At 59.4% G+C, this 11,755-nt stretch carries 7 protein-coding genes and 7 pseudogenes; 10 read left to right on the plus strand and 4 right to left on the minus strand.

The annotated features are described in order from the left end of the window. The first annotated feature begins 140 nt into the window (after positions 1–140). The 5 genes and pseudogenes from AA309_RS28775 (at position 141) to AA309_RS28805 (ending at position 5,406) form a co-directional block, all read left to right on the plus strand. Positions 141–917, plus strand: a complete 777-nt coding sequence (locus AA309_RS28775) for a LuxR family transcriptional regulator (RefSeq protein ID WP_047192464.1) — start codon at positions 141–143, stop codon at positions 915–917. An 82-nt stretch (positions 918–999) separates the two neighbouring features. Continuing rightward, positions 1,000–1,337, plus strand: a pseudogene (locus AA309_RS28780) (transposase); the annotation flags it as partial. A gap of 580 nt (positions 1,338–1,917) precedes the next feature. Then, complete coding sequence (locus AA309_RS28785) at positions 1,918–2,502, plus strand: RNA-dependent RNA polymerase family protein (protein ID WP_084731780.1); 585 nt, start codon at positions 1,918–1,920, stop codon at positions 2,500–2,502. Between the two features lie 58 nt (positions 2,503–2,560). Continuing rightward, a pseudogene (locus AA309_RS36955) lies at positions 2,561–3,621 on the plus strand (IS5 family transposase); the annotation flags it as partial. Positions 3,622–4,113: 492 nt separating this feature from the next. After that, positions 4,114–5,406 carry a Coenzyme F420 hydrogenase/dehydrogenase, beta subunit C-terminal domain gene (locus AA309_RS28805; RefSeq protein WP_052955077.1) on the plus strand — a complete coding sequence of 431 codons (1,293 nt, stop codon included), beginning with the start codon at positions 4,114–4,116 and terminating at the stop codon, positions 5,404–5,406. 37 nt (positions 5,407–5,443) lie between these two features. Here AA309_RS28805 and AA309_RS37340 read toward each other — a convergent pair whose 3' ends face one another. After that, on the minus strand, positions 5,444–5,572 hold the full coding sequence (locus AA309_RS37340; protein ID WP_280136940.1) for a hypothetical protein: 129 nt from the start codon (positions 5,570–5,572) through the stop codon (positions 5,444–5,446). 53 nt (positions 5,573–5,625) lie between these two features. Here AA309_RS37340 and AA309_RS28810 point away from each other — a divergent pair. Further along, positions 5,626–6,653: pseudogene (locus AA309_RS28810) on the plus strand (IS110 family RNA-guided transposase). 504 nt (positions 6,654–7,157) lie between these two features. Here AA309_RS28810 and AA309_RS28815 read toward each other — a convergent pair. After that, positions 7,158–8,128, minus strand: a pseudogene (locus AA309_RS28815) (IS110 family RNA-guided transposase); the annotation flags it as partial. A gap of 236 nt (positions 8,129–8,364) precedes the next feature. On the opposite strand from AA309_RS28815, the pseudogene AA309_RS37940 reads away from it, so the two are divergent. The 3 genes and pseudogenes from AA309_RS37940 to AA309_RS28825 form a co-directional block, all read left to right on the plus strand. Continuing rightward, positions 8,365–8,511: pseudogene (locus AA309_RS37940) on the plus strand (recombinase family protein); the annotation flags it as partial. A 59-nt stretch (positions 8,512–8,570) separates the two neighbouring features. Continuing rightward, a pseudogene (locus AA309_RS34790) lies at positions 8,571–9,022 on the plus strand (transposase); the annotation flags it as partial. 320 nt (positions 9,023–9,342) lie between these two features. After that, a complete protein-coding gene (locus AA309_RS28825) occupies positions 9,343–10,443 on the plus strand; it encodes an amino acid kinase family protein (protein WP_047192461.1) in 1,101 nt (366 codons plus the stop codon). A 140-nt stretch (positions 10,444–10,583) separates the two neighbouring features. On the opposite strand, the gene AA309_RS37345 is transcribed toward AA309_RS28825, so the two are convergent. Together AA309_RS37345 and AA309_RS28830 are read right to left on the minus strand one after the other, a co-directional pair. Continuing rightward, positions 10,584–10,712, minus strand: a complete 129-nt coding sequence (locus tag AA309_RS37345) for a hypothetical protein (RefSeq protein ID WP_280136939.1) — start codon at positions 10,710–10,712, stop codon at positions 10,584–10,586. Between the two features lies 1 nt (position 10,713). Further along, positions 10,714–11,421, minus strand: a pseudogene (locus AA309_RS28830) (DDE-type integrase/transposase/recombinase); the annotation flags it as partial. Between the two features lie 26 nt (positions 11,422–11,447). Here AA309_RS28830 and AA309_RS33745 point away from each other — a divergent pair. After that, on the plus strand, positions 11,448–11,755 hold a 308-nt coding region (locus tag AA309_RS33745; protein WP_150117822.1), incomplete at its 3' end, for a transposase.

An 11,755-nucleotide genomic window follows, 5' to 3' on the forward strand; every position in this document is an offset into this window, starting at 1 on the left:
CGGATTGATAGCCTCTGGCGACGCCGGCCTGCCGACGACGGTGCGCAGAGCCGCAGTCTCTTACAAGCGGGAGTTTTGTTCGTGGATGACAATTTACCGCCCAATTGGCTATTAACGGAGAAACTATGGAATGCCCGCGGATGACTGCGGTCTCTCAAGTTCGAAGGCCGGTAACCAGGGAGGCGTTTGCGGTCGAGTTCGGCCGATTCCTCGACCAGACTGATGGTGTTGCCCAATCCGAGCCGTTGTTCGACGTGTTATCTGCTTTTGCCCTCAATTTGGATTTCCCGTGGATCGCCTATTGTCCACTTCCACCCGACCAAACAATTTTGAATCCGGACCGATTCGATCCAGCGGCCTTGATGAATTATCCTGATGGATGGCAGGGGCGCTATTTCGAAATGGCTTATGACAGAATAGACCCTATCATCAAGAGAGGTCAGAAGCAAGCAGGCGCCTTTCGCTGGAGCGAGGTGTACAATGACGTAAGCACCACTGAAATGGAGCGACGCGTTCTCGACGAGGCTGCGACGTTCGGCTTAAGGTCAGGCTTTAGTGTTCCATTGCACGGCCCCAATGGCAACTTTGCCATCATGAGCTTTGCTCAATCTTGGGACCGAGAAATCCAACATAGAACAATCACCTACTTGCAACTTGCTGCGTTACATTTTCATCTGAGGATCGCTAAATTCGCGAATTCGAGTGTCGTTGAAGACCCCCCTAACCTCTCTCTAAGAGAAAAAGAATGTATTCTGTGGGTAACGAGAGGGAAATCTTCTTGGGACATTGGAGGTATTCTGGGAATATCCGAGCATACTGTCAATTTTCACATAAAAAACGTAATGAGAAAATTGGGTTCTTCTAGTAGAACGGGTGCTGCTGTAAAAGCCGTAATCCTAGGAATTATCGAATTGTAAAAGGCGACGCCCATACCTTAGAGCCTGTTTGAGAATGTCGCAGTGGGTCGGATTGGGGTAATGTCGAATCCACATGAGCCGGATGTGGACCAAAGAACATCGCGAGCGCCAGAAAGCCTTTGAGCGGCGGCGCTATCCCACTGACCTGACCGACGAGGAATGGGAGCAGATCAGGCCTATCCTGCCCCAGCCCGCCCGGCGTGGCCGCAAGCTAAGGTGAACCTGCGCGAGATCCTCAATGCCATTCGCTATCTGGCCCGCACCGGCTGCGGCTGGCGCATGCCGCCGCATGAGTTCGGAGCATGGCAGACCGTGTACTGGTGGTTCCGGTGCTTTGTGCGCCGCCTGCTGTTCCAGACCCTGCACGATGTCGCCCTCATGCTCGACCGGGAGCAGGCATGCCAAACCCAACGCCCTGCAAGGCCCGCGCGATATGGTCAAGGATGGATTGCTTGAACCCTAGTCACCAGCGATGGAAGAGCTCATCCTGCGCCACGGCATGTCAGGGCGCAGTCGGCAGGATAGGGCAGTTCCCTTTAGCTGCCCTATCCTGCCGAGCGACGGCCAACGAGGCCGTTCGAGGGGACGAACGGGGGACCTACGTCGCGCTCGGACGTTCGACTCGCACGGACACGGGATCGTCTACGGGCTGCGAGGCCTATGGCGACGGAGCGGTCGTAGTAGTCCGAGGACGGGAAAGCCGTCCACATGGCGAAGGGCCACAGGTGCTCGACGGAGGTTGCGGAGGAAGCCGCAATGGCAACAGCCGAAAGCAATCCTGCCGTCAATGAGCACTGGAAAGCCGGATGACACGGAAACGGTCACGTCCGGTTTGGAGAGAGGGGTGGAGAAACCTGCCTCAGCAACGAGGCAAGGCGCTTCATCCCTACTCTACCTCATGTCCGGTTTGGGGAGAGGGCACCGGAAAAGTACTGCAAGGTAACGAGAGGGGCGGATAGAAAAGTGCCGGAACCGGTAACTCGCTAGCCGCCTACTCTACGTGATCGTGGGCGTCGAGCATGAAGGCGACGCACGGCGGCTCCGGGACGCGATGCGCGAGAGGTTCGAGCAGTTTGGGCTCGAGCTTCCTGGGGACAAGACCCGGCTGCTGGAGTTCGCTCGCGTAGCGAGCGAACTCCAGCAGCGACGGGGCCCTGGCAAACCGGAGACGTTCCAGTTTCTCGGGTTTGTGTTCATCTGCGGCAGGTCACGGCAGGGGCGCTTTCAGCTCCATCGCCGGATCAGGGCGGACCGGATGCGGGAAAGATTGCGCGAGATCAAGGACCGGCTGTGGAAGCACATGCACGCTTCCATTCCCGAGCAAGGGAAATGGCTGAGGTCGGTGATGTCTGGCTATTTCGCCTATCATGCGGTGCCCACCAACATGCGATCGTTACAGAAGTTCCGGCATCGGGTGATGGTGGCGTGGCGCCGAACGCTGCGCCGGCGGAGCCAGAAAGACGGAATGACCTGGCAACGGATGCGGCCGATGGCCGACGCATGGCTGCCGATGCCCCGTATCCTTCATCCCTGGCCCGACCAGCGCTTTGCCGTCACACACCCGAGGTGGGAGCCGAAGGCCTGAATGGGGCACGTTCGGATCTGTGCGGGGGGTGCCTGGCAACAGGCATCCCTACCGCGAACAGTGGTTCTGTGGCTGCGAATACTTCCAGCATGAGCTGCCGTGCGATCCACAATCGCTCGCGCACTGGCGCAAGCGGCTCGGGCCCGAGGGAGTGGAGAAGCTGCTGGCGGCCACGATCCAGGCCAGACTGGAGAGCGGCGCGGTGCGGCCAACGAGCCTGGAACGGATCAGCGTCGACACCACCGTGTAGTCGAAGGCCATCACCCATCCCACCGACGCGAAGCTGGACCTGAAGGCACTATTGGCTCTGGTGCGGCAGGCCAAGAAGTGCGGCCTCGCGCTCCGTCAGACCCACACCTGTCTGGCGAAACGCGCAGCCGTGCAGGTGGGTCGCTATGCCCATGCGCGGCAGATGCGGCGCATGGGCCGCGAACTCAGGCGGCTGAAGACCTATCTCGGGCGGGTCTACCGCGATGTGAGCCGCAAAGTTGCCGGGGATGAGGTTCTCTCACGCTGGTTTGCTCCTCTGCTCGGCCTCACAGAGAGAATGCTGGTGCAGGAGCGCACGAGCCAGAACAAGCTCTACGGCCTGCATGCGCCGGAGGTGTGTGCACCGCCAAAGGGAAAGCACACCGTACGAGTTCGGCGCCAAAGCGGCTGTGGCGGTGACCAACCGGGAAGGCTTTGTGCTCATGTCCAAGGCGCTGGAGGGCAATCCGTATGATGGCCATACGCTCACCGCGACCCTGGATCAGGTGATTGCCGTGTCGGGCGTCGAGCCGGATCGCCTGTACGTCGACAGCGGCTATTGCGGGCATGACTATGTGAGGAAGGAGCGAGTCTTCATTGCCCGGCAGCGGCGTGGCCTGACGCCGACGATCAGACGAGAGCTGAGACGCCGGTCCGCGATCGAGCCGATGATCGGGCACATGAAGGCAGATGGGCGGCTGGGACGCAACCACCTCTTGGGATCGGCCGGCGACGCGATGAATGCGCTGCTCGTGGCCGCCGGGCACAATCTCAGACTGATCCTGAACCAGGCTCAGGCTTGTTGTTGCTGGGTTCGTTGCAGCCCTGGTCAGCTCATCCGCGCAACCGGATACTTCTCAGGTCGCCTGAAATCCAGCGCCAGCCGCGTGCAGCCGCATTATTCAGGGCCGACTACTTACGCGATGCCTCGCAGTACGGATCACGACCTTGCCAAACAGATCACCACATGCCTGACTGATGAGTTTCATGTCGATAAAAGCCGCATCCTGGATTTCCAGCCGTTGCGGCTCTCCGGCGAGGCCACGGTATAGCGGTCGCAGTTAACGCCATTCGACACCTTCTGTCGTCTTTGTCGGGTCCGCGACACAGGCTGGTTTAGCCAATCTCTTGTTTTGCCCCAGGCTAAATAGCTGGAAAGCAATCACGAAGTTTTTCATTCAGCCCGATCCGCCAAATTGGCACGAATTTTGAAGCCCTTCGGTGCGGGGCGGCACGGGCTGCCGACCGGCATTCATGTCGAGGGTAACCGCGATGGATTGAACGCTGACGTCTGCATTCCCCTCTCAGGGGCTTTACGGCTCGTCACCCAATTCCGACCACAGCTCCAGAAGGATACGAGCAATGACACCTGGAGACCGTTTCCGCGCGATCGTCGATCAGCACATGTGTACTTCCTGCGGATTGTGCGCCAGTCTGATGGGACCGCACAAAATTGGGATGGTGGTGTCGGACCACAAGGAATTGCGTCCTTGTGTCGTGGGAACCCTGACGAACAATGATTTCGCCCAGGTCGAACGGATTTGCCCAGGGCTCCGGGTCGAAGGACCCGAGCTGCAAATAACGCCTGTCAATGGAGAAAAGACAGATTTGGTCTGGGGCCCGTACCTCGGGATGGTGCATGCCTATGCGGGTAACCCGCTGCATCGATGGGAAGGCTCGACCGGCGGCGTGCTGACTGCGCTGGCGGCGATGTTGCTGAAGAGTGGCAAAGTTGCCTTTGTCCTGCATGTCAAAGCGTCGGACAGCAATCCAACATTCGGCGTTTCGACGATGAGCTTTACCGAAGCAGATGTTTTGCAGGCCGCAGGGTCTCGCTATGGGCCCACCGCACCACTCAGTAGCCTTGCTCAGGCTCTGGAGATGGATCAGCCATTCGCCTTTATCGGCAGGCCCTGCGACGTTTCGGCAATTGGCAACCTGGCGGAATACGATAAGAGAGTAGGCCGTCTGATTGTGTTTCGCTTGGCCTTTGTCTGTGGCGGTCCGACTCCTTCCCTCGACATCGACCGGATGATTGTCCGGGCAGGCGTCGATCCCGAACAGGTCGTCGCGATGCGATACAGGGGGCGCGGTTGCCCCGGACCGACCACAATAATCACCGCCGATGGCAAGACGGTCAACAAACGCTATACGGATTTCCTCAACACCGATGGCAAAACCTGGCCGATGCACTTCAGATGCAAAATCTGCCCCGATGGCATAGGCGAAGGAGCGGATATCGCGGTCTCGGATACGTGGCCGGGCGGAGCGCCCAGCCCGACAATTGAAGACGACGATCCCGGGACGAATGCCCTGATCATTCGTACTCCGGAAGGACTAGAGCTAGTGCAGGACGCGGAAGCTGCCGGATTTCTCACTCTTGGAAACGACATAGGGCCGGAGGACCTGGACCTGTATCAGCCCCATCAGCGGGACAAGAAATATGCCGCTTGGGCACGCATAAATGGGCTTCGCTGCGCCGGGAAGCTGTTCCCACGCACCAAACGTCTTCGACTGCGCGGCCTCGCAAGTCGGATGCCATGTGAATTCAATGCAGAACAGTCCCGTGGGGCCAAAGCTCGCTCCCAGGATCTCGTACCAGAACGTGTCCACCAGTCGAATGCCAAGGCACCCATTCTCACTGCACCGGGTTGAACCGCGCCGAGTTTTCCGGAGACTGATTGGCTTGGATTTACGCGGCCATCGGCATGACCTCAAGCTGGGCATAGTAGGCGCCTTCCGCTTCGGCGGGTGGGACGTTGCCGATGGGGTCGAGCAGGCGCCGTTTGTTGATGGAGTGGATCCCCCCTCCCGACGGCATCGCAGTGTGCCAAGGTGGTGATCGGAGTCATCAGAAGCAGAGAGAGGGCATCCATGGAACAAGTTACCATCATCGGCTGGGATCTGGCAAAGCGGACATTTCAGGTTCACGGTGCCCGCGCCGACGGCAGCGTTGCCTTTCGCAAGAAGCTATCTCGTTCGCAGCTTCTCCCCTTCTTCGCAAGATGCCGACTTGCATCGTCGCCATGGAGGCCTACGCCTCAGCGCATGAGTGAGGCCGTGCGATCCGTGATCTCGGCCACGAAGTGCGGCTCGTCCCGCCAAACTATGTCAAGCCCTATGTAAAACGGCAGAAGAATGACGCGGCCGACGCCGAAGCGATCGCCGAGGCGGCAATGCGGCCGACAATGCGCTTTGTCGCCATCAAGAACGAACAGCAGCAGGCTCGTGCCATGGCGTTCAAAACACGCGATCTTCTGGTGCGGCAGCGTACCCAGACGATCAACGCGCTGCGAGGGCACCTCGCCGAACACGGCGTCATCGCCCCACAGGGAGCGACGACCATCAAGGCGCTGGCCGAGGCTATCGCCGATGTGGAGCCTTCGCTCGATCCACTCGTCGTCGAGCTCGGGTGTCTCTATTTCGAGCAGATCGGACAGCTGAACTGCAAGATCGATGACTTTGAGAAGCGGATCTTGCAGGACGCAAAGCAGGCGAAGACAACCTCCCGGCTTATGACCATGCCCGGGATCGGGCCTGTCACGGCGACGGCCATCGAGACGTTCGCGCCGCCAATGGAGACCTTCAAGTGCGGGCGCGACTTTGCGGCCTGGCTCGGCCTGGTGCCGCGGCAGTATTCGACCGGCGGCAAGCAGGTCTTGGGGCGCGTATCCAAGATGGGGCAGCGCGATATCCGACGGCTGCTCATCATCGGCGCCATGACGCTCATTCGATGGGCAAGCCGCAAGGGGGCGCCGGCAGGCTCCTGGCTCGCGCGCATGCTGCCCCGCAAGCCTCGCATGGTTGTTGCCATCGCCTTGGCCAATAAAATGGCCCGGGCTGCTTGGGCCATGCTGACAAAGAACGAGGATGTTAAGAATCCGGCTGCGTCGGCGGCTTGATCGCTGGGTCAAGCGTCATCGCACCGGGCTCTCGGACGTGTGGGGAGGTCAAAGAACGGTAAGGGCAAACTGATCGGTCAGATCGGGGTCAAGAAACGCAAGACTGGTTTACGAGCCTTGAGCTCGCGTGTGTCGATTTGCACTTGATCCGCGCATCTCCATACCGGCCCGCGGCATGATGGTGGCCGCATCCTCAGGCCTGAGACATGACCCACATGGGGAATTCTCGATCAAGCCATCATTTCTAACAGGTCATATTTGCCTCATCGCTGGAGTTGAGGACCCAAGGTCTGAGCCAGTTGCACAACGGCGCCGTCGCCGCTGGAAACTCACATCCGGTCGCCGCTTCTCGCGGCCGCACCAATATCCCGCATGCGTCGGGAGGGCTCAGGTGGACGCGACCATTCTGCACCTCGGCATTTAGCCCTACATATCTGCGGTTCGTCCGCCTGGATCCTGCAAGACTGATCAGGTCTTGCGGATTGAAAGAACGAGGTCCGTTGCCTATGCGGATCGCAAGGCAGCGCCTTCGGGGAGAATTCCAAGAGTGACGTACCGCCACAGACTGATCAGGAGCTTCCGCGCCATCGCGCAATCATCACCCGTCGGATCCGGCCAGCGTTGAGCTCAACCCGCTGGCGGAACCAAGTGGCCAGGGCCGATTGCGGCTGGTGTCTCAGCCAGAGCCAGGCCAGCTGGATCATGGTGGTTCGCAGGCGCGGATTGCCGGCTTTCGAGACGCCTTGTTCCCGGTCGATGGATCCGCTCTGCCAAGGCGTGGGTGCCAATCCGGCATAAGACGCGATCTGCCGTCGATTGTCGAAATGGCGGAAAAGACCCTCGAGCCAAAGAACGCCCGCAAACTCGGTGCCGATGCCTTTCAAGCTCATCAAGATCGCTGCCGGTGAGGGCAACGTCTCGTCCTCTCCCGCTGCGGCGAACAGGGCATCCCGTTCAGCGTCGACGGTACTGATCTGTTGGAGGATCAGCTCAAGCCGATCGAGTTCACGGCTGATCTGCCTCTTCAGGTGATCCGGGAGAGGCCGACCATCTCCTGTCATGAGCTGTTCAAGCCGCTTCCGTCGGTTGCCGCGCAGGGGTTCATAGTCGGTAATCCCCCGCGCAAAGAGCAATCCCTTGATCCGATTGACGTGTGCGACCCGTTCGACCATCAGCGTCTTGCGTTCACGGACCAAGCGGCGACGATCTTCTTCTTGCGGATTTGGCGCCTGGGCCATGGCGCACACGCGGGGCTCTTCGCGCTTGTAGGCCATGAGCGTTCGCACCAGGGCTTCGCCATCGATGCGGTCGGTCTTGGCCCGCCATCGCCGGCGCGATACGGCGATCGAAGCAGGATCCACGACATAGCTCTCGGTGCCCTCGCGTCGCAGAACACGGTGGATCCAGAAGCCATCCAGGATGGTAAATTCACAAACGACAAATTTTGCTGGGTTCGCCATGGCCGTCTGAGCCTGCATGGCAGCTCGGTCCCGCGCCGGCGTCGGCCAGCGGCTGCGGTTTGTCTCTGCGAGGGATCAGCCCCTTGCGGAGGCCATCATGCACCAGCGTCAGTGGACAATCAGGCGATGCTGGACCGACGGCCCGAGTGCGCAGACGCGCTGGGACAAAGCCTATCGGCTGCTCGTGGAGGGCGCGCCAGTACGGCCAAGCTGCAATCGGGGCGAAAGGCCCAGGCCACAGGAGAACCACCATGCCGATCGCAGCGGCCTATGTGCGCGTGTCGACCCAGCGTCAGACCGACAGTCAGTCGCTTGAGAGCCAACTCGAGTGCCTGCGCGCTCATGCGCACGCCCAGCACTGGGAGCTGCTGGCCGACTACGTCTTCCGCGACGACGGCTACAGCGGCGCCAGCTTGCAACGGCCAGGACTGGATCACTTGCGCGATGTGGCGGCCAGTGGCTCAGCCGGCGGGTGCCCGCCTGGCGGCTGTCGATTACTCTGGAGGCAGCCTTTATCGAGGCGCTGGAAGAGGCCATCGCCCGCTATGGCCGATCTGAGATCGTCAACACCGATCAAAGCAGCCAGTTCACCAGCCGCGACTTCACCAAGGTGCTCCTCAAGAACGAGATCGCGATCAGCATAAGGATGGCAAGCGGGCTTGGCGCGACAATGTGTTTGTCGAGCGGCTCTGGCGCAGCATCAAAGACGAGGAGGTCTATCTGAGGGCCTACGACAGTGTCGCCGAGGCACGTGCTTTGATTGGCCGCTATCTGACCCTTTACAATGGCCGGAGGCCCCATTCGAGCCTTGACCGGAGGACACCCGATCAGGCCTACTTCGCCCCGCTGCCGCAACTCGCGACGGTGCGTCTCCTCAATGACCTTTGTTGCACGACGCGTGGCTCCTAGAGCAGTTCAGTTAATTTTGCCGGCAGCAGGAAACAGTAATCCTACAAACCTTGGTAGGCTCTTACTCTGAGTTACGCATGCATCTCTGTCCGTCTACGCGTATGGCCGAATATGAAGAGGCGAGGTCATAGCCCGCGTCTCGGCTTAAAGCGCCGGTTGTCCTTGGCACTAGCGTCACCTGGACCTGACCGTACTGTCAGCCTTGGTGGGTGCACGGGGAAGGTTGGAAGCTTAAATATGCCGCAAGGGTATCAAGATTAGGGCGGCGACGGATTGAGCAAATTGCAGCGCTGCTGGTATCGAGATGAGGCTATTTCACTATGACTGTTAGAATTCTAAAGTTCGGCGGCTCCTCCTTTCGTGATGCGGAGGACTATAACTTTATCGCCTCACATATTGTGAGGCGCCTGTCTACAGATGCAGGTCGAATTGTCGTTATAGTCAGCGCGATGTACGGCGTTACTGATTCTCTAAAGCAGCTAGCACTATCCGTGAATGAGCGATGTGGTCGTGCCGCCCTCGATGCTGTTCTCACATCCGGCGAAGTCGTTTCTGTTGGCCTACTTGAAGCTGCATTGGAGCAGCATTCGGTTGCAGTATCGTCACTGTTTGGCTACTCGCTAGGTGTTCGGGTGTCCTCTGGGTTCAACCGCGCATCTATTGAAGCCATTAATAGATCGCCACTTCGCAATGCGTTGGAGACTAGCCAAGTTGTAATAGTTGCCGGCGCTCAGGGTGTAGATAGAAGCGGGCGCATCTCAATGCTCGGCCGTAACAGCTCGGATTTAACCGCTGTGATAGCTGCTGATATCGTTGGGTGCGGTTCTTGTGAAATTTACTCGGACGTGTGCGGCATCTACACGGCGGACCCGCATCTGGTAAAGGGAGCCAGATTGGTCCCTGAGATTTCTCATACATGCGTCAGCCGTATGGCGCGCCATGGAGCCAAAGTGCTTCACTATGGGGCGCTTGAGTACGCCTCTAGCCGCGGCATAGTGATTGCCTGTAAATCGTTGCGACCGCGGGAAGTGGTCGGAACGCATGTAGCCGCTACAGGAGATGTTGCCACAGTTATCGTCGATCAGTCGGCGACGAGGTTGGACTTCAATGATCGTTCCGAATGGCTAGCAGCACTACGCGTGCTAGAGGAACTCGACATCACGTGGGTAGATTCGGGTCAGGGCGTGGGAGGTCCAATTTACTTGAGCCAAGATGCGGACGTTGCTCTTGGCATCTTGGCGGAGCGCCAGATCAAGTCGTTACATATTAGCAAGTGTATATTGGTGAGTGAAATAACAAGCGATGTTACCAGGGTCAACGAATTCTGCGATTTATCATCTGCTGTTTCTTGCGCGCAAAAGCTGCATGCAGATCTCTACCCTGAGGAGCGTCAGCTCGCGTCTCGAACGTATAACAAATAATCTTCCGCTGATGCTGGTTCGCCATACGCATCCGCTGAGGGCCGCGGAATCTCCGGTCATGGCGTGGTAAAGTGGGCGCATGGAGATCGATCACGACAAGATCGACGGTAAGCATGCGGTGAGGGCCGCAGGGTGAAGGATCAGGCGCCGGACAGCTTGGAGTTGGTCTGGCCGATCTGATCCTTGATGATCTCGCGGAGCATCGCGATGCCAGCCAGAGTAAAGGCACGGGTTTGGCCATCGTTGATGTCGTTGTAGGGTCTGGGCACATCATTTCAGTTGAGCCAATGCGGGATCGAGCCGGTGATTGGCGATCCTGATGCGCTCTCGACTGACGTCGTAGCTTGCCTCAACGGCTTCACCCAGCGGCGTCTGATCGAGGAGTTCACAGATGCGGTCGATGGGCGGCTGACCGCCCAAGGCGGTATGGGGTCGATGCCAGTTCCAGTGATGCTGCCACTCCGACAGCTTCGCCTCGATCTTCGGATTTCTGGGATCAACCGTGTCCCAGAACTCCTCCCGATCCGTCCGCTGCGTCCGTTCGACCTTGCCGTTCAGATGGGGAGATCTGGGCGGGATCGGCCGAAACTTGATGGCCCAGTCCATCAGGCGCTGCTGAACCGCCTCGGCAAAGAACTCGCGCCCGCGATCCGTTTGGATGCGCTGGATCGGGAACGGCATCTCCTCAATCAGACGCTCCAGAAAATCCAGGGTGTTGGCGCCCGTGGCGCGGCTGTAGACGCCGGGGACCTTGTAGCGGCTGCAATCGTCGATCGCCGTGTACTGATAAACGCCGGGCGTGATCTTGCAGACATCCATCTGGACGCGATCGCCCGGAATCGGACGGCTGTAGCGGCGTGTTCCCTTGCGCCACCGCCGCGGTCGCTTCAGCACCTGCTCGCCATGGCGGACGAGTGTCCGATGGATGGTGTCGAGCGACAGTGATCTTCCCTCGCTTTGACGGACACCTCTGATACGCTTCTGCGGGAGCGGGAAGGTGTTTGATGACAAAGACGAGGCGGGAATTCACACCCGAGTTCAAGCGAGAGGCCATCGCCCTGCTGGAGAGCAGCGGCCGTCCCCTGATGCAGATTGCGACCGAGCTGGGGATCTCCCCCTCCATGCTGAGGAACTGGCGCGCCATTGCTCATGGGGCTGTGCCCCGATCCAGAGCTGCGTCCAGCCCAGCCCTAACGAGTCCAGTGCCCGTGACCTCACCAGCCGATCAGGCGGCGGAGATCGCGCGGCTCCGGCGTGAGCTCGATCGCACGCGCATGGAGCGCGATGTGTTAAAAAACCGTCGCGGACTGGG

Origin of the sequence: Microvirga vignae (assembly GCF_001017175.1) — a bacterium.
GTDB classification, from domain to species: Bacteria; Pseudomonadota; Alphaproteobacteria; order Rhizobiales; family Beijerinckiaceae; genus Microvirga; species Microvirga vignae.

Coding starts and splice junctions, on each gene's coding strand:
- AA309_RS28775 (WP_047192464.1), top strand. CDS start 141: ATGACTGCGGTCTCTCAAGTTCGAAGGCCGGTAACCAGGGAGGCGTTT.
- AA309_RS28805 (WP_052955077.1), top strand. CDS start 4,114: ATGACACCTGGAGACCGTTTCCGCGCGATCGTCGATCAGCACATGTGT.
- AA309_RS37340 (WP_280136940.1), bottom strand. CDS start 5,572: ATGCCGTCGGGAGGGGGGATCCACTCCATCAACAAACGGCGCCTGCTC.
- AA309_RS28825 (WP_047192461.1), top strand. CDS start 9,343: ATGACTGTTAGAATTCTAAAGTTCGGCGGCTCCTCCTTTCGTGATGCG.